General features: G+C 65.8%; 15 protein-coding genes. 9 read left to right on the top strand and 6 right to left on the bottom strand.

All coding sequences use genetic code 11. From position 1 onward, the window contains the following. The first annotated feature begins 97 nt into the window (after positions 1–97). Both CHINAEXTREME_RS09655 and CHINAEXTREME_RS09650 read left to right on the top strand, forming a co-directional pair. Positions 98–805, top strand: a complete 708-nt coding sequence (locus CHINAEXTREME_RS09655; protein WP_007143333.1) for an HAD family hydrolase — start codon at positions 98–100, stop codon at positions 803–805. 87 nt (positions 806–892) lie between these two features. Then, the gene (locus tag CHINAEXTREME_RS09650; RefSeq protein ID WP_007143332.1) at positions 893–1,963 is read left to right on the top strand and encodes a phosphotransferase family protein; all 1,071 of its coding nucleotides are present in this window, start codon (positions 893–895) and stop codon (positions 1,961–1,963) included. Positions 1,964–2,011: 48 nt separating this feature from the next. Here CHINAEXTREME_RS09650 and CHINAEXTREME_RS09645 read toward each other — a convergent pair whose 3' ends face one another. The 4 genes from CHINAEXTREME_RS09645 to CHINAEXTREME_RS09630 form a co-directional block, all read right to left on the bottom strand. After that, on the bottom strand, positions 2,012–2,554 hold the full coding sequence (locus tag CHINAEXTREME_RS09645; RefSeq protein ID WP_007143331.1) for a winged helix-turn-helix domain-containing protein: 543 nt from the start codon (positions 2,552–2,554) through the stop codon (positions 2,012–2,014). Between the two features lie 75 nt (positions 2,555–2,629). Next, complete coding sequence (locus tag CHINAEXTREME_RS09640; RefSeq protein WP_007143330.1) at positions 2,630–5,395, bottom strand: ATP-dependent helicase; 2,766 nt, start codon at positions 5,393–5,395, stop codon at positions 2,630–2,632. Positions 5,396–5,476: 81 nt separating this feature from the next. Then, entirely contained in the window at positions 5,477–5,743 is a 267-nt protein-coding gene (locus CHINAEXTREME_RS09635) for a hypothetical protein (RefSeq protein WP_007143329.1), read from the bottom strand. 154 nt (positions 5,744–5,897) lie between these two features. Beyond that, positions 5,898–8,228, bottom strand: a complete 2,331-nt coding sequence (locus CHINAEXTREME_RS09630) for a hybrid sensor histidine kinase/response regulator (RefSeq protein WP_238593385.1) — start codon at positions 8,226–8,228, stop codon at positions 5,898–5,900. A 433-nt stretch (positions 8,229–8,661) separates the two neighbouring features. On the opposite strand from CHINAEXTREME_RS09630, the gene tsaA reads away from it, so the two are divergent. The 5 genes from tsaA (at position 8,662) to CHINAEXTREME_RS09605 (ending at position 17,050) form a co-directional block, all read left to right on the top strand. Further along, positions 8,662–9,051, top strand: coding sequence for a tRNA (N6-threonylcarbamoyladenosine(37)-N6)-methyltransferase TrmO (gene tsaA, locus CHINAEXTREME_RS09625; protein ID WP_007143327.1), 390 nt, complete (start codon positions 8,662–8,664; stop codon positions 9,049–9,051). Between the two features lie 75 nt (positions 9,052–9,126). Further along, positions 9,127–9,861 carry an MBL fold metallo-hydrolase gene (locus CHINAEXTREME_RS09620; protein WP_007143326.1) on the top strand — a complete coding sequence of 245 codons (735 nt, stop codon included), beginning with the start codon at positions 9,127–9,129 and terminating at the stop codon, positions 9,859–9,861. A gap of 388 nt (positions 9,862–10,249) precedes the next feature. Beyond that, positions 10,250–12,616, top strand: coding sequence for a PAS domain-containing sensor histidine kinase (locus CHINAEXTREME_RS09615; protein ID WP_007143325.1), 2,367 nt, complete (start codon positions 10,250–10,252; stop codon positions 12,614–12,616). 367 nt (positions 12,617–12,983) lie between these two features. Beyond that, the gene (locus tag CHINAEXTREME_RS09610; RefSeq protein ID WP_007143324.1) at positions 12,984–16,274 is read left to right on the top strand and encodes an MMPL family transporter; all 3,291 of its coding nucleotides are present in this window, start codon (positions 12,984–12,986) and stop codon (positions 16,272–16,274) included. Next, complete coding sequence (locus tag CHINAEXTREME_RS09605) at positions 16,271–17,050, top strand: TrmB family transcriptional regulator (protein WP_007143323.1); 780 nt, start codon at positions 16,271–16,273, stop codon at positions 17,048–17,050. Before CHINAEXTREME_RS09610 ends, CHINAEXTREME_RS09605 begins: the two co-directional genes overlap by 4 nt. On the opposite strand, the gene CHINAEXTREME_RS09600 is transcribed toward CHINAEXTREME_RS09605, so the two are convergent. Continuing rightward, positions 17,031–17,381 carry a hypothetical protein gene (locus CHINAEXTREME_RS09600; RefSeq protein WP_007143322.1) on the bottom strand — a complete coding sequence of 117 codons (351 nt, stop codon included), beginning with the start codon at positions 17,379–17,381 and terminating at the stop codon, positions 17,031–17,033. The genes CHINAEXTREME_RS09605 and CHINAEXTREME_RS09600 overlap by 20 nt on opposite strands. 26 nt (positions 17,382–17,407) lie before the next feature. Beyond that, positions 17,408–18,475, bottom strand: coding sequence for an mRNA surveillance protein pelota (locus tag CHINAEXTREME_RS09595; protein WP_007143321.1), 1,068 nt, complete (start codon positions 18,473–18,475; stop codon positions 17,408–17,410). 342 nt (positions 18,476–18,817) lie between these two features. Between CHINAEXTREME_RS09595 and CHINAEXTREME_RS09590 the strand changes: the two genes are divergently transcribed. After that, a complete protein-coding gene (locus tag CHINAEXTREME_RS09590; protein WP_044961658.1) occupies positions 18,818–19,453 on the top strand; it encodes a hypothetical protein in 636 nt (211 codons plus the stop codon). 263 nt (positions 19,454–19,716) lie between these two features. Further along, positions 19,717–21,516, top strand: coding sequence for an asparagine synthase-related protein (locus CHINAEXTREME_RS09585; RefSeq protein ID WP_007143319.1), 1,800 nt, complete (start codon positions 19,717–19,719; stop codon positions 21,514–21,516). Positions 21,517–21,525: the final 9 nt, after the last annotated feature.

Here is a 21,525-nt window from a genome sequence, read left to right as displayed (position 1 = left end):
GTGAGAGAGCGATGGGGTCGAGATCCCTACCGACCGCCGATCGAGCCCGAAACCGTCCTCGAGCGTGCCGCCGTGCGCGCTTCCGCGGGGGCAACCGATGAGCGACGCGACGAACACCGAAACGTACGACGCCGTCTTCTGGGACATCGGCGGCGTGATCCTCGACCTCGAGTCGGTCGGGCGGGCCCACGCCGCGTTCGTCGACTGGCTCTGCGAGCGCTACGACCTCGAGATCGACCGGGAGGAAGCGGTCGAAACCTGGCGGGCAACGGTCGGGCAGCACTTCCGCGAGCGGGAGGGAACGGCATTCAGATCCGCCCGGGAGGGGTACGCCAAGGGCGTCAGCGCCGTCGTCGGCGAGCCGGTGTCGGAATCGGCGTGGAAACCCGCCTTCGACGAGCGCGTTCGCGGGGCGATCGAACCCGTCCCGGGCGCGGTGGAGGCGGTCGACCGACTCGCCACGACCGACTACCACGTCGGCGTCGTCAGCGACGTCGACGATCACGAGGGGAAACGGATCCTCGAGGCCTTCGGGATCCGCGACCGGTTCGACTCGATCACGACCTCCGAGGAGGTGGGCCGGACGAAACCCGACCCCGCGATCTTCGAGACCGCGCTCGAGAAGGCCGGCGTCGCGCCCGATAGAGCGCTCATGATCGGCGACCGCTACGACCACGACGTCGCTGGAGCCGACGCCGCGGGCATGGACGGCGTCGCCTTCGGCGCGGAGGACGGCCCTGCGGTCGCCTACCGGATCGACTCGCCGCTCGAGATGCTCGAAATCCTCGGGATCGGCGGCGAGTGAGTGTACCGGACTGGAATACATTGTAAACTTACTGTCTCGTCGTAACTATTTTCGTTAAGGAGCGAGTGGGATTGCGTATCGATCACGATGAGCGAGGACTACTACGAGCGGCTGGTCGACGAGGAGGCCCTGGCCGCGTACCTGACCGACCACCTCGGCGACGTCGACGACGGGGAGTACGCCGTCGAGCGCCACCAGGCCGGCCACTCCAACGAGACCCTGTTCGTCACGTGGGGCGACCGCGAACTCGTCGTTCGCCGGCCCCCGCCGGGCGAGACGGCCGAGACTGCCCACGACGTGCTCCGGGAGTACCGCGTGACGGAGGCGCTGGTCGACACCGACGTTCCCGTCCCCGAACCCCTGCTCGCCTGCGAGGACCACGACGTCATCGGCAGCGACTTCTACGTGATGGAGCGACTCGAGGGCGAGGTCCTGCGCGAGGCCGAACCCGACGCGTTCGCCGACGCCGATTCCCGACGACGGATCGGCGAGGAACTGGTCGACACGCTGGCCGCGATCCACGACGTCGACTACGAGGCCGTCGGCCTCGCGGACTTTGGCCATCCGCCGGGCTACACCGAACGGCAGGTCGAGCGCTGGGGGCAACAACTCATGTGGGCGTTCGATACGACCGCCGAGGAACGCGAGGTGCCGGACCTCTACGAGGTCGGGGCGTGGCTCCAGGACAACGTCCCCGAGGACCACCCGCATACGCTCGTCCACGGGGATTACAAACTCGACAACGTGATGTTCGGGACCGACGACGGCCGCCCGGAACTGATCGGCGTCTTCGACTGGGAGATGGCGACGCTCGGCGACCCGCGTGCGGATCTGGGGTGGATGCTCTCGTACTGGCGGGACCCGAAGGACCCCGATCCCGTGGTGCCCGAACTGACGACGACGTTCATGGAGCGAGACGGGTATCCAACCCGCCAGGAGTTGGTCGACCGCTGGGAGTCCCGCACCGGCTTTACCTTCGAGCACGAGCGGTTCTACCGCGCGCTTGCGGTCTACAAGCTCGCGGCGCTGGGCGAGATGTTCTTCCGGCGCTACCTCGAGGGCAACAGCGACGATCCGATGTACCCGAAGATGGAGGACCGCGTTCCAGCGCTGGCCGCGCGGGCGAAGCGGATCATCGAGGGCGACGAGCCGCTGTGAGCGTTCCGTCCCTGCGTCGGCAGTTCGCGTCGTAGCGGCGCGAGCCGGTCACTCGCCGTCGCCGTCGGGCCGCAGGTCCTCGTAAATCTCCGGATCCGTCCGGAACTTGAGCACGTTGTGAACCGCTGAGTTTCGCAGGTTCGAGATCACGGCCCCGTGTTCCTTGTAGAACTCGTGGATCCACTTCGAGACCTGCTGGCGGGTTCGGAACATCATCACCGTCTTCCACTGGTACTCGCCGTCCGAGAGGAAGAAAAAGAGGGTGTGCTTGTCCGACTCGATGTACTCCATCGCGTCGCGCCACCCGTCCGCGAAGTTCTCCGTGTTGAACTTGAACTCGAACAGCGCGAAGATGTAGTACTCCTCGTTGGGGATGATCGCCTCGCGGAAGACCCCCTCGTCGCGCATCCGCCGGATCGACTCGCTGACCGTGACGTGGGAGACGTCGATACCGTACTCCGCCTCGAGGACGTCGGTCAACTCCCGCGAGGAGAGTTGCGGATCGTTCGAGAGCTCACAGAGGATCGCGATGTCGCGATCCTTGAAGTCCCACTCCGGGGGATCGGGGCTCAGGATCGGGTCGTCGGTCATACTTTCGAGACTGTCCCGAGGGCATGCAAGCGTTACGTCTCGCCGGCAGTCCCTCGGGGACGACTCCCAGCCCGGTCAGTCCTCCGACGCGACCCCCGGAAGCGAGTCGTCGCCGATCTCCTCGAGCACGCGGTCGTGAAACGCCTGCAGGGCGGCGCTCTCGTCCTCCGCGAGGACGACGTCGCTGGCCGACAGCGTCGCGAGGCCGAACGCCCGCGGCGTCGGGGAGTCGACGAGGTGCCGTTCCACGTCGATATCGCCGGTGTCGATCGCGTCGACGACGTCCTCGATCTCCGTGACGTTGAGTTTGTCCTCGAGAATCTCGCGGTACGTCTCCTCGATGACGGCGAACTCCGACAAGTCCTCCGCGAAGCCCAGCAGCATCTCGCTCGAGACCTGCTGTTCGCTCGCGGACTTCTCGTAGCCCTTGTAGCGTTTGAGGATCATCAGCGAGCGGGTCGCGTTGATCCGGAAGTACCGCTGGAGCAGGTCCGTGCCGTCGAGGGCTGCCCGCAGATCCGCCCGGACCTGGTCGGCCTCGAGGTCCGCGAGGATCGCCTCGAGATCGACCTTGCGGTTGAGCGGCATCGAGAGCACGAAGCCGTTGTCCGCGACGGCGACGCGGACGTTGGCCGTCGCTTCCTGGGCGCAGCGGTAGGCCAGCAGTCGCGAGAGCCCGTCGTTGAACTTCCGGCCGTACGTCGAGTGGACGTAGTAGTGGCGCTCGTACTCCTCGCGGTCACGCTCGACCTCGACCGCGAGTCGACGGTCGGTGCTGACGCTCTCCTCGCCGGCGTACCGCAACTGGTGGTCGAACAGCCGCGCGATCGCCCGCACGCTGTCGTCGTCGAGCGGGAACTCCCGCAACCAGGCGCGGACGCGGGCCGGCCCGCCCTCGTCGTAGTGTGCGAGGAGCTGGCCCTGGAACGCGAGGATTTCCCGGCCCAGGTCGTACGACAGCGGGAGCCGCTCGGAGTACCACGAGGGAACCGTCGGGCGGGCGCTCGTGCGGTCGACGTAGACCTTCGAGCCCCGCCGGTAGCGGTACTCGAAGTGATCGCCGCCGAGGACGAAGACGTCACCCTTCTCCAAGGTGTCGAGGTAGTCCTCGTCGAGTTGGCCGACCCACTCGTCGCTCGCGCGGGTGTAGACGTCGCAGGTAAAGGAGTCCGGAATGGTGCCGATGTTTGTCATGTAGATCACCCGCGCCAGCCGGCCCCGCTTGCCGATGAGGGGTTCGCCGACCGGGAACTCCTCGTAGTGGTGTTCGCCGTCCGGCGGGTCGTTCTCGTCGCGCCAGATCTTCGCGTAGACGTTCTTCTCCTCGAGGCCGGCGTAGTCGGCCGTGAGGTAGCGACAGAGCGACTCCCACTCCGTCTCGGAGTAGTTCCGGTACGGATGCGCCCGCCGGAGGATCGCTTTCACCTCCGACTCGGGGCGGACCTCGGCGATGGCCATCCCGTAGACGTGCTGGGACGCGACGTCCTGGGCGTTCTCCGGGATCGACACCGAATCGACGAACCCCTCCTCGGCTTTCTTCAGCATGACGGCACACTCGAGCAGTTCGTCCCGGTCCAGAGCGATGACCCGGCCGGTCACGGTCTGGCCGACGCGGTGGCCGGCCCGTCCGATTCGCTGGAGGAGGGCGGCGACCGACTTCGGTGATCCGACCTGGACGACGAGGTCGACGTGAGGCATGTCGATCCCAAGCTCGAGGCTGGTGGAGGAGGTCACGACGTCGAGGCTCCCTTCCTTGAGCCGCCGCTCGACGTCCTGTCGGACCTCCTTCGAGAGGCTGCCGTGGTGGCAGGCGGAGTTGTCCTCGTCGTAGCCGTCGAACCGCTCGCGGAGGTTGTGCAGTACCCGTTCCGCGCCCGACCGGGTGTTGGTGAATACGAGGGTGTTCGTGTGGTCCTGGACGTGCTCGTGGAGCTGTCGGTAGAACCGCTCCTGGACGACCTCTCGGGGCGTGTTGATCAGATCGTCGGTCGGACACTCGAGTTCGATGTCGAACTCGCGGGCGAAGCGGGCATCGACGATGTCGTACTCCCTCGGTTCGCCGCCAGGCTCCCGGCGACCGACGAGGAACTCCGCGACCTCCTCGAGCGGCTCGATCGTCGCCGAGCAGCCGATCCGCGTGATCTCGCCGTCGGCCATCGCCGCGAGTCGCTCGAGGCTCACCGAGAGGTGGGTGCCGCGTTTTCCGGCGGCCAGCGAGTGGATCTCGTCGACGATGACGTACTCGACGGTGCGGAGCTTCTCGCGGAACTTCGGCGAGTTCAGCAGGATCGCGAGCGTCTCCGGCGTCGTGTTGAGGATGTGGGGCGTCTCCTCGAGCATCTTCTGGCGGTCGTTCGAGGAGGTGTCGCCGTGGCGGATGGCGTGGCGGATCTCGCCCATCTCCTGGTCGTCCCGGTCGGCGACGATCGACTCGATCCCCTCGAGGGGCACCTCGAGGTTGCGGTGGATGTCGTTTGCCAGCGACTTCAGCGGCGAGACGTACAGGCAGTAGACGGAGTTCTCCAGCCCCTCCTCGCTGTCGCGGTCGCGCTTGTACAGTTCGTCGATAATCGAGGTAAACGACGCGAGCGTCTTCCCCGACCCCGTCGGCGCACAGATCAGCGTGTTCTCCCCCTCGTGGACGTTCGGGATCGCGCCGCGCTGTGGCGGCGTGAAGAAGCCGTCGTTCTCGGGGACGTACTCGCCGAACTCCTCGAGCCACCACTCGCGGACCGCGGGCTCGAGCAACGCGAACACGTCGCCGTCCTCGATCGTCGTCTCGGCCGGATCGAACGGGAGGGCGTCGTCGACGGGCAACTCGAGACCGTCGGTTCCGTCCATCACCGTGGACTGAGGACCCGGCGTGTAAGAGGGTTTGGCCACCGAGGCGGAAGTAAAACGCGCCCGGAAACCGTCGACAGGTCAGACGACCGCCGCGCCGACTGTGACGAGCAGGAACGCGTGCCAGACGACGGCGGCGACCTTCGCCCGCGCGGAGCCGGCCGGAATCGGCGGATTCCGGAACATCGCGTCGTAGACGAACACCGTCGCGAGCACCGCGCCACCCGCCAGGCCCGTGAGGAAAGCGACCGACGTTGCAAGCCCGATCGCCATTCCGAACCCGAGGCTCGCGACAATGGCGAGCAGGAGTTTGTCGTAGTACTCGAGGTGGATTCGAGCGGGAGTCACTGGCCTTCTATGTTAGGGTATGCCCGCATGGACCGAGAACCCCTCGCCGATTACGACCGGGTGAGAATCGAACTGCGACGGTGCAGTCGCGCCCCGTCGCGACTCTCGACGCGCTCGTCGTCTCGCGATCGACGTGCCGCGGGGAGACGGCCCCTCAACGATCCGTCTCGCCGCCCTCGACACGGAACTCGAACCGGGCGCCGCCGTCGCTCCCCTCCGTCACGGCGACGTCCCACCCGTGTGCGTTTGCGATCCGCTCGACGATCGCCAGCCCGAACCCCGTGCCGTCCTCGGCGGTCGTGAACCCGCGGTCGAACGCCCGCTCTCGGTCCGACTCCGGAATGCCCGGCCCGTCGTCCTCGAGGAAGAATCCGTCCTCGAAGTCGAGGGGACCGACGCGGACCACGACGTCCTCGCCGACGTGTTCGACAGCGTTGCGAAGCAAGTTCGAGAGGAGTTCGCGCAACCGGTCCGGGTCGGCGTCGACGGTCGTGTCCTCGACGGACAGGTCGACGTCGGAACCGATCTGTCGGTGTGCTTCGGCCGCGACCGTCTCGAGGGAGACCGGGTCCGGATCCAGCACCAGCTGGCCCTGTTCGGCCATCGTCAGCAGGTCGTCGATCAGCGTTCGCATCCGGTCGACGACCTCGTCGACGTTCGAACACCGGTCCCGCACGGCCGCGGGGTCGACCCTCTCGTCGTCGCAATCGGCCGTCTCGGCGACCGTCCGGAGCGTCTCGAGTTCGGCCTCGAGGAGGGTCAGCGGGTTCCGGAGGTCGTGTGCAACGGTGTGGCCGTACTCCTTGAGCCGCTCGTTTTGCCCCTCGAGTTCCCGCTCGTACTCCTTGAGTCGGGTCACGTCGCGGTTGATCGCGACGAAGCCCTCGATGTCGTCCGGCGAAGGGGTGCCGTCGCCACCTCCGCCCTGCCCGGTCGCGGTGATCGGCGCGATGGTCTGATCGACCACGTACTGGGTTCCGTCCTTGCGCTCGTTGATCACCTCACCCTGCCAGACCTCGCCCTCGAGGATCGTCTCCCAGATCTCCCGGTAGAACCCCTCGTCGTGTTCGCCGGACTTGAGGATCGCGGGGGTTCGGCCGATGACCTCCGCGCTCGAGTAGCCGGTCATCCCTTCGAACGCCTCGTTGACGTACTCGATCGTGCCTGCGGCGTCGGTGATCAGGACACCGTGACCTGCGTGGCGGACGGCCTTGCGGAACTGGCGAAGTTCCCGCTCGCGTTCCCTGCGTTCGGTGACGTCCCGGTTGATCGCGACGTACCCCTCGACCGCCTCCCCGTCGGCGTCGGTGATCGGTGCGATGGTCTGATCGACCACGTACTGGGTTCCGTCCTTGCGCTCGTTGATCACCTCGCCCTGCCAGACTTCTCCATCCGTAATCGTCTCCCACAGTTCACGGTAAAACGCCTCGTCGTGTTCGCCGGATCGCAGGATCGCCGGAGTCCGGCCGACCGCGTCCTCACGGTCGTACCCCGTGATTCGTTCGAACGCCTCGTTGACGTACTCGATCCTCCCCTCGGCGTCGGTCATGAGGACGGCGTGGCCGGCGCGTTCGACCGCGTTGCGGAACTGGCGGAGTTCCCGCTCGCGTTCCTTGCGCTCGGTGACGTCACGGTTGATCGCGACGAACCCCTCGACAGCCGGTCGAGGGCCATCTCCGGAGACGTCGTCCCCGTCCCCCATACCGATCGTCCGTCCGCCCGCCGTGACCGGGGCGATCGTCTGATCGATGACGTACCGGCTCCCGTCCTTGCGCTCGTTGACCACCTCGCCCTGCCAGACCTCGCCGTTCGAAACCGTCTCCCACAGATCCTGATAGAATTCGTCGTCGTGGACGCCGGACTTGAGGAGCGCCGGCGTCTCGCCGATCAACTCCTCGACCTCGTATCCCGACAGCGCCGCCATCGACGGGTTCGCGTACGTGATCGTCCCCTGCCGATCGGTGACCACCAGTGCGTGGCCCGCGTCCTCGATCGCATCGTAGAGGTTCCGGAGCTGTCGCTGCTGGCGGGCGATCGTCACGCAATTCCGGATCCGAGTCGCGAGCAGGTCGTACCGGATCCGGCCGGTGTCCTTCTGGAGGTAGTCGTCCGCACCCCGCTGGATCGCACGGCTCGCAACCTCCTCGGAGCCCTGCCCCGCGAACATCACGAATGGAAGCTCCGGGTAGCTGTCGGTCACCGTCTCGAGCAGTTCCAGTCCGTCCGTGCCCGGCATCCGGTAGTCGCTGACGAGACAGTCGACGGTCTCCGCTCCGCGCTCGAGGAACTCGAGGGCCCGATCCGCCCGGGTGACGGTGTGGGTCGCGAACCCGTGTTCCCGCTCGAGGTAGTCAGCGACCAGTTCGACGAAGGCCTCGTCGTCGTCGACGAGCAGCACCGTAACCGACGACGAGAAACTCCCGCCACGTTGTTCGTCGTTTCCAGTCCGTCCCCCGGTTTCGGTGAGCGTTGATGCCATAGTCATACGATAGCTCTCGTCGTGACCCGGTCTGTGACCCCGTGGTGTCCGTTCCTCTCGTCCCGTTCTTCCGGCCGACCGATCGAGCCCGCATCTCGATCCCGCCGGCCCTGATCCTTACCCCGTCGTTTTTACCCCGATTATATGAATATACTGCCCAACCGAGTGTTCGGGAACTCCGATCCGATAGCTACGATCCGGGTGCGGTGAGATGTTCGATCGATCCGGAGGTACGGTCTTCGAGTCCGTTTCCACGCCGAATAACTGTTGCTGGTAGCCTTCGATTTCCAGACGGAGGCGTATTGTGTCGGACCCCGATGGTAACTCTGTCGACCGATGAATGAATGCAGCTTCATATGTGAAGGTAGTATCGTCCGGACTGTCGTCCCGCGGTCCACTGGCGATGGGGTTCAAGCCATCCCCGCTCGAACCCCCACCGATGACAGAACCACCGTTCGAACTCGAGCCGATCGGTGAGGTTCGGACGCCCTTCGAGACGAGCGACGAGGCCCCGCGGCAGGGACTCGAGGGAGAGGAGCCCACCCACGGCGAGATCGTCCTTGCGCCGGCGTTCGAGCCCGGACTCGAGGGCATCGAGGACGGCGAAACGGTCGACGTCCTCTGGATCGCGGACGAGGCGGATCGGTCAGTCCTCCGGGTCCGCGACGGGGAGCGAGGAGTCTTCTCGACGCGGTCGCCCCACCGTCCGAACCCGATTTGCGTGACGACCTGCCGTGTGCGTGCGGTCGACGGGCGTCGACTCGCCGTCTCCGGGGTGGATATGCTCGACGGATCGCCGGTGGTCGACCTGAAGGCACCCCTCGAGTGACGGAAAGCGCCGTCGTCGGCTCCGGATCCGGCGGCCAGCGCAATCCTTTTGCCCCGGCCGGGCACAGCCACTCGCATGCGCATCACCTTTCTCGGGACCGGAAGCGCGATGCCCACCGGCGAACGCTTCCAGACCGGTATCCTGGTGCAGGACGACGGCCGCACGCTCCTGATCGACTGCGGGTCCGGCGTCCTCCACCGGCTCCAGCAGTCCGGCGTCGGCTACGAGAACGTGTCGACGATCCTGCTTACCCACCACCACCTCGACCACGTCGCGGACCTGCTGCCGCTGATGAAAGCCCGCTGGCTCGCCGGCGAGGAGCACCTAGAGATCGTCGGCCCCCAGGGGACGAAGGGGCTGGTCGACGACCTGCTGTCGGTCCACGACTACATGGAGGGGCGGATCGACCTGCAGGTCCGCGAGGTCGTCGCCGGGGAGTTCTCCGTCGCCGGGTTCGACGTCTCGGCCTACGAAACCCGCCACTCGCTGCCCTGTCTCGCCTACCGGTTCGGCGACCTGTTCACGTACAGCGGCGACAGCGAGGCCTTCGCCGGCCTGGCGAACTTCGCCGACGAGTCGGCGATCCTGGCCCACGACTGCTCGTTCCCGGACGACGTCGACGTCTCGAACCACCCGACGCCCGAAACCCTCGGGCAGGAACTCTCCGGCCACGACATCGGCCGGGTCTACCTCACCCACCTCTACCCCCACACGGACGGCCGCCACGACGAGATGCTCGAGTCGATCGGCACCCATTACGACGGCGAGGTTCGGTTCGCCGAGGATCTGAAGACGGTCACCGTGGAGTGACGAGTTCGCCGACGATTCGTCTTGTCAGCAGCAGTTGCTTTTTCGGCGCCCCCTCGTGCTAGCGTCCGTGTCGGACTTCCGGTGCCATTTTACCAGCAATTATCAACGAGATTCGTTTATTTGAATTGTTACGTGAATCCGCTCCCAGGACAGGAGAGCGGTGTAACACGACGATTTGTGACCTCTCCGGTTCCTGTCAGATGTGGGGTGGTGAATATAGAGCGCATATCCTGCGCGAAGAATACTTGTAATTCTCCTTATCTTATACAGACTCCAACGCCGGAGGGCTTATTCATGTGTGTCATCAGTAACTGAAGCAGTGACCGATTCGCAATTGACGAGTACACTTCGAGAAACCCTCGCTCTCTTCGAATCGGGAGGGGCACCCATGACGACAACCGAGGTGGCCGAACAACTCGACCTCGGCCGCCGGAGCACCTACGAGCGCTTGGAACGACTCGTCGGTCACGACCGACTCGACACAAAGAAAGTCGGAGGGAACGGACGCGTGTGGTGGCAGCCATTCACGGACGGACAAGCGTTACCGAAGGGGCAGGAAAGGGATGCGGTAGACAGCGACCTCGGCAAGGTCTTCGATCGAATCTCGGACGGGTTCTACGCCCTCGACGAAGAACTCCGCTTTCGCTATCTGAACGACACTGCAGCGGACCTTTTTGAACTGAACGAGGACGCAATTGGTTCGGACATCCGTACCGAGAATCTCACGGAGACGTACGAGAACGCACTGTATGAGTCTCTTGAAACACAAGAGGTCGTAGTCTTCGAAGACTACTATCCTCCGTGGGACAAGTGGTTTCTGAACGCCATCTATCCCTCTGAATCGGGCCTGTCGGTCTACTCCCGGGACATCACCGAACGGAAGCGACGTGAACGAGAACTGAGCCGCTACGAAACGATCGTCGAAACGAGTCCAATCGGCATCACGATCGTTGACAGTGACGGCGAAATGCAGTTCGCCAACGACCGCGCTGAGGAAATCTACGGTCGGAGCAAAGACCGGATCAACGACCTCAGCTTTGACGATCCCGAGTGGACCGAAGTCGACGTTGACGGCGAACCACTCCCGGATGACGAGAAGCCTTTCCCGCAAATTATGGAGTCCGGAGAACCCGTGTTCGATCATGTCAGTGGAATATCTCGTCCGGATGGAGAACGAGTCTGGATCTCTATCAACGGAGCGCCGGTCTACGACGACCACGGAGAGATCGAGAGTGCTGTGTTCGCCATCGAAAACATCACCGAGCGCAAGGAGCGCGAACAGGCACTCAGGGAGAGCGAGGCGCGCTATCGGTCGCTGACGAACGACGTCCTCGACACATCAGACGTGGGAACGTTCATCCTGAATTCCGACTTCGAGGTCGTCTGGATCAACGAGGCGATCGAGGAATTCTTCGGACTCGATCGCGAGACGATCGTCGGTCGGAACAAACGAGCGCTCATCGAGGCGGAGATCGCGGGTATCTTCGAGGAGCCCGAACGGTTCGCCAACCGCGTGACCGCCACCTACGAGGACAACACTTACACCGAGGAGTTCGAGAGCCACGTCCTCGGCGAGGGGAGCCTCGAGGAACGCTGGGTAAACCACTGGAGCCAGCCCATCGAGTCCGGGCTCTACGCCGGCGGCCGCATCGAGCATTACACTGACATCACCGAACGAAAGGAGCGCGAACGTGCGCTCGAGGAGTCCGAACGGCGCTACCGGACACTCGTCAAAAACTTCCCAAACGGTGCGGTTGGCCTGTTCGACGATGACCTGCAGTACACGGCCATCGGTGGGGAGTTGCTGGACGCGACCGGTGTCTCTCCGGAGGATCGGATCGGAAACAGTGTCTACGACATCTATCCGGACGACATCGTCGAGGAGATCGAACCGTACTTCGAGGCTGCGCTGGAGGGCGAGGCGAATTCGTTCGAGGCCGAGTACAACGATCAAAATCTGTTCGCCTATACCTTGCCCCTCAGAAACGACGGCGGAGAGGTGTTTGCGGGGATGCTCGTCGTCCAAGACGTTACCGAACGACGGGAGTACCAGCGCAAACTCGAGGAGTCGAACGAACGGTTAGAGCAGTTCGCTTACTCCGTCTCCCACGACCTCCAGGAGCCGTTGCGAATGGTCACGAGCTACCTCCAATTGATCGAGAATCGATACGGCGATGCGCTCGACGAAGACGGCGAAGAGTTCGTCGAGTTCGCCATCGACGGCGCCGAGCGGATGCGGCAAATGATCGACGGGCTGCTCGAGTACTCGCGCATCGAAACGCGTGGCGATCCGTTCGAACCGGTCGACCTCGACGATGTCCTCGATGACGTTCGCGACGATCTCCAAATGCGGATCGACGAGAGGAACGCTGATATCACGACCGACGATCTCCCGTGTGTAGATGGCGACGACAACCAGTTGCGCCAGGTTTTCCAGAACCTGCTGAGTAATGCGATCGAGTACAGCGGCGACGAGCCACCGAAGGTCGACATTTCCGCCACGCGTGATGGCGACCGATGGAGTATTTCAGTACAGGATAACGGTATTGGGATCGATCCTGATGAACAGGAGCGTATCTTCGAAGTGTTCCAACGACTGCACACCCACGAAGAACACTCGGGGACAGGCATTGGCCTCGCGCTGGCTCGGCGGGTCGTCGAGCGCCACGGCGGCGAGATCTGGGTCGACTCAGAACCCGGAGAGGGGTCGATCTTTTCGTTTACGCTTCCTGCAAGTCAGAATCAGGATGAGTGACCCCGGTTCACGTATCGTTCCCTTCGTCCGAATTGGATTGAACGATCATCACGCCGCTACGATTGGATACCGAGCGTGAACCATGCACGCTCTGTAGTTCGTACGGCTCACTGGGCATAATCTGAACCTGATAAAAACGCTGATGCCCGCTTTTCACACGTAGTTGCCGAATCGCCTGGTTTAATTCAGGATCTTGACTCGATAAGGGAGTTACGCTGCTGCCCACTGTTACGCGACGACCCGTCGCGAATCGTGACGTTCACGATAGTGTAAAAATCCTAATGTGTTTACGCGAGCGTCGTTTGTAGGATCGTAACAACAGCATGGTCGCCACGAACAACCCGCGCCGCTCGAGGGAGGCGGTCGAATGAGCCTCCCGGAGCAACTCGCAGGCGTCGTCACGAACCGTTCCCGAACCGTCTTCGTCGTTCTTCTTTTGGCCACCGCCCTGGTCGGCGCGGGGGCACCGATGGTCGACGACGACTCCTCGCTCGAGCAGTTCGAGACCGACTCGCCCGAGGCCGAGGCGATGGAGGAGATCGACGACCGGTTCGTCGCCAGCGACGAGGAGAACACGACCGGCGTCCAGTTGATAAATAGGGAGGGGAACGTCCTCACCCGCGAGTCGTTGCTCGAGTCCCTCGAGTTCCAGCAGGAGATCAGGGACAACGAGTCGATAAACGAAACGCTCGTCGACGAGGAGCCGATCACCGGCGTCGAGAACCTCGTCGCGATCACGGCGATCACCAACGAGGAGATCGAGGATCTCGAGGAGCGGGGCGATGACCTCGAGGAACGTGGCGAGGAACTCGAAGAACGCAGTGCGGACCTTGAGGAACGCGGCGAGGAACTCGGACAGCGACAGGCCGAACTCGAGGCAACCAGCGCGGAACTCGAGGCCGGGATCGACGAAGCCCGCGACCTCCAGCGCGAGTACGAGCAACTCGAGGAGACCTACGACGAGGACGACCCCGAGTACCAGCAGGGCGTCGACGAGATCGAAGCCGAGTACGAGGCGCTCCTCGAGGAGGTCACTGCCAGCGCCGACCTCGACGACGAGCGGGCGGCCGAGTACGAGGCGTTCGCCGATCAGGCTCGAGAGATCGAGTCGCAACTGTACGGGATCGAGCAGTCGACCGACGACCCCGAGTCGGTGCCCGAGTACGGGGAACTGAACGAGCAACTCGAGGGCGTCTACGCCGGCGCGACGACCGGAATTCTCGAGGAGGAGTACGCGGCCCTCGAGGAGGACTCCGAACAACTGGAAGCGGACCAGCAGCAACTCGAGGAGGACTTCGAGGAGTTCGAAGCGGACCAGGAAGCCCTCGAGGACGACTGGCAGGAACTCGAGGAGGACGACGGGCGACCGTCACTCGAGGAGCAGATCGAGACCCTGGAGGAGATCGACGACGAGGCGTTCGAGGAGGCACTCGACGAGACGCTCTCGGACGACGACGATGGGGGCGCGGGGCTGGCCTTCATGCCCTCCGATTACGACCCCGGCTCGACCGAGGCCGACGCCCGGATGACCTCGATCACCCAGGAGACCGCCGGCGAGAGCCTCGAGATGGGTGCGGCCGCCGACAGCGACGAGGGAGTCGTCCAGGCCCAACTCGACCTGCGGGAGCTGGCGACGGCACACGATCACGACCAGATCGTCTTCGGCGCGGGCGTCATCACCGACGAGATCGACCGCTCGATGGGTGACAGCCTCGCGATCGTGAGTCCGCTCGCGCTGGCGTTCGTCGCCGCGGCGCTGCTGATCGCCTATCGGGACCCGCTGGACATCGCTCTCGGACTGGTCGGGATCGTAGCAGTACTCGTCTGGACGTTCGGCTTCATGGGCTGGACCGGGATCGCGTTCAACCAGATGTTCGTCGCGGTGCCCGTCCTGTTGATCGGGCTTTCGATCGACTACGCGATCCACGTGTTCATGCGCCACCGGGAACAGCGGGAGACACAGCGCAGGTCCGACCGGTCCGCGGGACGCGATCCCGAAACCGGCTCGAGCGCGATCCGGAGTTCGATGACGATCGCCCTCGCCGGCGTCGGCGTCGCGCTGGTCTGGGTTACCGCGACCACCGCGATCGGCTTCCTCGCGAACCTCGTCAGCCCGATCCAGCCCATCCGCGAGTTCGGCGTCGTCAGCGCCGTCGGCATCCTCGCGGCGCTCGTCGTCTTCGGCGGGCTGATCCCCGCCGCGAAGGTCGAGATCGACTCGCTGCTCGAGGACCGGGGCTACGACCGCCACAAGCGGGCGTTCGGGACCGGCGGCGGCCGGTTCAGTACCGTCCTCTCGGCGGGATCGGTTGCGGCGCGTCGGATCCCGCTCGCCCTCGTCGTGGCCGTCCTGTTGCTCACCGCCGGCGGCGTCTACGGCGCGAGCCAGGTCGACACCAGCTTCGAGGAGGAGGACTTCCTCGCGCAGAGTCCGCCCGACTGGACCGAGAACCTGCCCGCGGCGATGGCACCCGGCGAGTACCAGGCCGCCGACGACCTGGACTACATCAACGCCAACTTCCAGCGCCAGGACGCACAGGCTCAGATCCTCGTCGAGGGCGACGTGGCCGACGGCGACGTCCTCGAGGAACTCGAGGCGGCCCGGAACGAGGCCGCGGACAGCCCCGTCGCGTACACGCTGGCGAACGGCGATGCGGACGTCCGCGGGCCGCTGTCGGTGATGGAGGAAACCGCGGCACGAAACGAGTCGTTCAACGAGTCCTTCGAGGCCGCCGACACGACCGGCGACGGCGTCCCCGACGAGAACGTGACGGCGCTGTACGACGAACTGTTCGAGGCCAACGAGGAAGGCGCACGCGACGTCCTCCACCGCACCGACGGCGGCGAGTACGATTCGGCTCGGCTGATCGTGGCCACCGACGGCGAGGCGACGTTCGCGGAGACGACCGACGAGATGCGCGCCATCGCGGCCGGGCTCGAGGACGGCGATGCCAGGGTCAGCGCCATCGCGACCGGCGATCCTATCGTCAACTACATCGTCGAACAGGACCTGTTCGACACCGTTCTCCAGAGTCTGCTGGTGACACTCGTCGCGGTCTTCCTCTTCCTGACCGCCGCCTACTGGCTGACGGGCAACAGCGCGACGCTCGGGACCGTCACCCTGTTGCCGGTCGCTTTCGCCACCAGCTGGATCCTGGGGACGATGTACCTCGTCGGGATGCCGTTCAACGTGCTGACCGGGATGATCACCAGTCTCACGATCGGCCTCGGCGTTGCCTACAGCATCCACGTCAGCGCCCGCTACACGCTCGAACTCGAGCGCCAGGGCAACGTCTGGTCGGCGCTCGATACGACGGTTACCGGCACCGGTGGCGCGTTGCTCGGCAGTGCGGCGACGACCATCGGCGGCTTCGGGACCCTCGCGTTCGCAATCCTGCCGGTGCTCCGCCAGTTCGGGATCATCACCGCGCTGACGATCACGTACGCGTTCCTGGCCAGCGTCGTCGTCCTGCCGGCGCTGCTGGTGTTCTGGACGCGGTACTTCGGGCCGGACGTCTCCTTCGACCGACGCCGGAGCCGGGACCCGACGACGGCGGCGAGCGACGGCGGGCTGGCGGTCGAGGAGGCCGACGAACGGACGGACTCCGAAGGCCCCGGCGACGGGACCGAGGACGCCGACCGGGGTGATCGACGATGAGCGTCGACGAGAACGGGGCTATCGACGCCTTCGAACGGCTCGGGCTCACGAGCTACGAGGCCAAGGTGTTCATCGCGCTCCACCGCCTCGGCTCCGGGACCGCGCGGGACGTCGCCCGCGTCGCCGACGTCCCGCGGTCACAGGTCTACAGCGTCGCCGAGAGCCTCGAGGCCCGGGGCCTGGTCGAAACCCAGCAGTCGAGCCCGATCCGTTACCGGCCGGTCAGCCTCGAGGAGGCCGAGGAGACGCTGCGCAACCGCTTCGAGCAGGAGCGGGAGCGCGCCTTCGAGTACGTCGACGAGGTCAAACGCGAGTCCAGCGGCGAGGAGACGCGGGAGGACATCTGGACCGTCCGGGGACGGGACCGTATCGACGACCGGGTCGTCGACCTGATCTCGGACGCCGAGGAACGGATCGTCTTCGGAACGCGGCTCCCTGAACTGTTCACGGACCGGATCGAACGGGCACTCGAGGAGCGTTCGAGCACCGGAACCGTCGCCATCGGGCTGAGCCGCGACGACCGGGTCCGCGAGCGATTGGAGGCCCTCGAGGGAGTCACGGTCGAAACGCCCGCGACTTTCCCGGAGACCGACCGGCGATCGGGCCGGATCGCCATCGCGGACGACGGCATTCTGCTGAGCGTGGTCGACGACGACGGCAGCGAGACGGCGATCTGGAGCTCCGGGTCGCTGTTCGCATCGGTACTGATCCAGTTGATCGAGACGGGCGAAGCGATCCCCGTCGACCCATCTTCGTCTACCGAGCGGTCAGCATAGTCCGAACGTTGGTTGCGACGGCGTAGCTGCCGATCGCGGCGATCCCCGCCGGGATCGCGAACCGGAAACGGACCTCCAGCCCCTCGAGCGCGAGATATGCCAGGTAGAACCCGCCCAGCAGAACGGCCTTGTACAGACCGAAGAGGCCGAGCCGCCACGCCGTGGGGGACTCGCCGAGCAGTCGCCGAACGAACGGCTGGCCCTCCTTCAGCCCCGCACGCAGCCCCGCGGCAGTCGTGACGAGGTCGCCGAGGCCGTAGAGAAGGATCGCGAGCAGCCACAGGATGGCGGCCGTCGCGGGCGCCGTCACCGTCGCGGGCGCCGTCGCCATCGGTATCGTCATCAGGGGACACCACATCAATCCAGGCGATACCGCAACAGCGCGGCGATACCGCCCAGGTTCGACAGCTGCTGGCCCGGCGGGAACTCGCTCGAGAAGACGGTCACATCGCCGCCTTTCTGCTCGGTCGTGCGGACGATCCCGTCGACGTCGACGTCCCACTCGCCCTCGGGGCCGCGTTCCTTGCGGAGTCGGTCGTCGAGGATCAGGAGTCGGTCGATCGCGCCGAACTCGGCCGCCTTCTCGACCGCTTCGGGACCGTACGCGACCTTCGCACCCTGGGCGATGCGCTCGGTGAGTTCGTCGATGTACTCGGCCTCGCGCTCGATGCGGGTCTCCTGCTGGACGTCCGCGACCGCGCCGCGTTTCAGCACCTCGTGGACGCCCCGGTCGCCGACGCTTGCCGTATCGACCATCGTCACCGTCTCGGCGACCTCGGGGTATTCGTCCTCGAGGTAGTCGTAGGCGTCCTGTTTGGTGAAGCCGGGGCCGGCGAGGATGATCGCGTCCGCGTCCTGTCGGTTCAGGAGGTCGGCCAGTTCGGCGAACAGTTCCGAGCGCTCGCGGGCGTACTCCCCCTTGCCGGTGGGGCCGGTGATCGACGCCCGCTCCTCGGCCCCGTACTGGGCGACCGTGTGGACGTGGGCTTGCCCCTCCTCGACGGTCGCGATCGCAACGTCGGGGTTCTCCGTGGCCTCTTCGGCCTCCTCGAGGCGGGCCTCCTGGTCGGGCTTGAACCGCTTCTCGATGGAGATCTCGTCGCGCTCCTCGACGTTCAACGTGTGGTGAAAGCCGAGTTGGTCCTCGCGCGAACAGGCGACGATCTCACCGCCGACCCGAAGCCGGTTGGCGAACTTGTGGAACTCGATGTCTTCGGCGGCGATGGCGACCCACATGTGTTCTCGCTCGCCGCCGGTGTCGCGTATCTGGTCGTCGTTGCGCTGGATCCGCCGGGTCGTGTCGCCGGCGACGCGGTCGCCGGGCTCTAGGACGTACTGGAGGTGCCAGAGGTCGTCGACGCTCTCGGGGACGACCGTGACCCGTTCGCGTCCGCCCTCCAGGGGCTCCCGGTCTTTGATCTGCATGCCCGTGGATTCTCGGGGTGGCGGTAAGTGGGCTGCGATCTGTTGAACGCGGCCATACGTCGCGAACTACCGTCCGAATCCGCCAGCAGCGACGGGCCGCCGTTCGATTACTTGGCCACTACGTCGGTGATCGATTCGTCGCACCACCGCGGGAACGGTCCCTCGTAGCGGTCGGCGTTCGGGAACCGTTTCCGGACCTCGAGTTCGAGAAGTCGATTACGGAGTAACTGTCGGACGCGATTCCGCCACCCGGACGGGTCGAAATCGGCGGACAGTCACGGCGTTCGAACTGTTGCACTGGTAGGTGTTCGTTCTATGAGCGCTGGGCCCCTACTCAGTAGTATGAGTTCTGGATACTCCCACAGCCTCGAAGACTTCGGCACGCGGTCGCTAGTGACCCACGGTATCATGGCACTCTCGCTCACGGGTGCGATCGTGACGGGACTGTTCGTCGACGGGCAGATCGGACTGGTCTCGTTCGTCGCGCTGCTCAACTTCACTGCCGGCATGTGGATCGCCCAGTCGATCCACTCGGCCGGGAACGCCCGAAGCGGCGACAGTTACGACGGAGTCCTGTCCGTGCTGCGCGATACGACGGGCGAGAAGGAAATCGCCGGCCTCGATACGGGTCGGCTAGCCCGGCTGTTCACGCTCATCGCGGCCGTGACTGCGGTGTCGCTGCTGACGGCCGGCCAGGTTCTCTCGGGGACGCTCGTCTCGATCGGTATCGTCGCGATCGGAAGCGTCGCTCTCGTGACCGCGATGACGGGGTTCCTGATCGCGCTCGGCTCGTCCTACGACGCAGCCGAACGGAAGCGGCAACTCGCGCTCGAGGAGCGGACCGAGGCTACGGCCACGCTCGAGGAGTCGACGACGGACCGCTCGTCGGCCGCGACCGAGGCTGGCTTCGACGAGACGTCGACGGTGGAAATCCCGGTCCGGGAGCCCTCCGTGGACGAACGGTACCGCCGTCAGTAGCTCCCAGGTCCCATATCTCCGGTCTCCATTTCACTGGCCGGGACGTCGAAGCCCCCCATCGTGTTCCTCCCGTTCCCGGTCGGTCCCGTACCGACAACCGTGAATCGGCCCGACACCCGTCTCGAGCGACCGTACGGCCGAAGCCGAGGCTGGGGGGATATCATCACGTCGGTCCGGCGCTGCCGGTGTGACCGCTGGATCGTCGAACCGGTCGACGTCCTCCCCACCGCCGGGCCTATATACTCCTTCCCGAAATCACGGGTATGGAAACGGCCCTCCGATCGGCCGACTGGACACGCGTCGACGGGGTCGCGGTTCGCGGCCGGGCGTTCGACGGCGACGCCGTCCTCGGCGGCCCCGACCTCGCGGAACGGTTTCTGGACCCGCTGGCGGATGACGGGCGAGGGGCGAGCGACGGCTCTCGACTCGAGGCCGTCGCGGCCACCGCCGCCGACATCGAGGGATTCTACGCGGTCGTCGCCGTCCGCGACGACGCGACGTTCCTAGTCGCTGATGGTGCACGTTCGATACCGCTGTACTACGACGGCGAGGGGACGATCGTCTCCGACCGAGGGCGACTCGTCCGCGACCGGCTCGAGGCCGAAACCGATCCGGTCACGGAGAGCGAGTTCCTGCTGACGCGGTACGTGACCGGGCCGGAGACGGTCTGGCGCGGCGTCTACAGCACGCAGGCCGGCGAGGTCGTCCGAATCCGCGATGGTCGGATCACCCGACGGACCGACAGCGAGTACTGGCCGGCCGGCGCGGCGAATCGCGACGCAAGCGAGTCCCGGTTCGGCCGTGACGAGCACCTCCGGAGACTCGAGTCGGCCCTCGAAACGGCGCTCGACCGCCTCGAGCGCGTCGCCGGCGACCGGCCGATCGTCCTCCCGCTGTCGGGCGGCCACGACTCGCGGCTGCTGACGGCGGCGCTCGCCGAGCGCGGCCGGGAGGTGATCGGCTACACGTTCGGCCGGTCGGGCCACCCCGACGTGGAGGTGAGCCGGGAGGTGGCCGACCGTCTCGGTATCGAATGGGCCCACGTTCCCTACGACGAGTCGACCTGGCGGGAGTGGTACCACGGACCGGCGGGCGAACGGTACCGGGAGCGAGCGTTCGGCGGCGACGCGCTCCCCTTCCTCGCCGAGTGGCCCGCCCTCCGAACACTCGTAGACGAGGGGCGACTGCCCGCCGACGGGCTCTACTGTCCCGGCCACACCGTCGCGACGCCGAGCGAGCGGGTGCCGACGTTCGTCGGAGAGGACGAAAAACCCGCGGCAGGGACCGTCGGCTGCGGCTCGAGCGCCGACGGGAACGACGCGATCGAACCCTCGCTCGAGGCGCTGATCGACTACGTCCTCGAGACCCACTACGCGCTCTGGGAGTGGGACGACGACCGGTTCCACGAGGCCGCCCGCGAACGGATCCGGCGGGGGCTGCTGGGAGACCACGAGGCCGAGGCGGTCGCCGACCCCGGGACCGCCGCAGCGGCCTACGAGCGCTGGGAGTGGCGCGGCCGCATGTCGACGTTCACCAACGGCGACTGTCGGGCCTACGAGGAGGCTGGCGTCGACTGGTGGCTCCCGCTGTGGGATCCGGCGTACGTGCGGGCCTGGGAGCGCGTTCCGCTGGGCTTGCGCCGGGAAAAGGAACTCCACGCCGAACTCGCGCGCCGATACTACGCTCGCGCGGCGGAGGTTTCTCGAGAGCGCGCGGCCGTCACCGACCGGACGCTCGCGCCCGTCGATCGGTGCCTGAATCTGATCAGACACACCCCGGCACGGCAGTTCACCGAACGCGACGGGGACTGGGAACCGCCGTTTCTCGTCCCGCGAACCGGGTGGGGAGAGCCCGGGAACCACCCGCTCGCGTGGTACGGCGCCGTCGAGGATCGCATCCTCGAGCGCGCGCCGGACGACCGGACCCTCTACGCGCTCCGGACCCTGGCCGCGACGGGGCGCCTCGAGTTCGCGGATCCGAACGCGGCAGTCCCCGAGACGGCCCGGATCGCCCTCCCAACCATCGACGATAGCGACCGTCATTCGGCCGAGGACGGCCGCTGACTTGTGGCT

This window comes from Halobiforma lacisalsi AJ5 (assembly GCF_000226975.2).
Classification (GTDB): domain Archaea; phylum Halobacteriota; class Halobacteria; order Halobacteriales; family Natrialbaceae; genus Natronobacterium; species Natronobacterium lacisalsi.
This window is presented reverse-complemented; position numbering and strand designations above follow the sequence as displayed.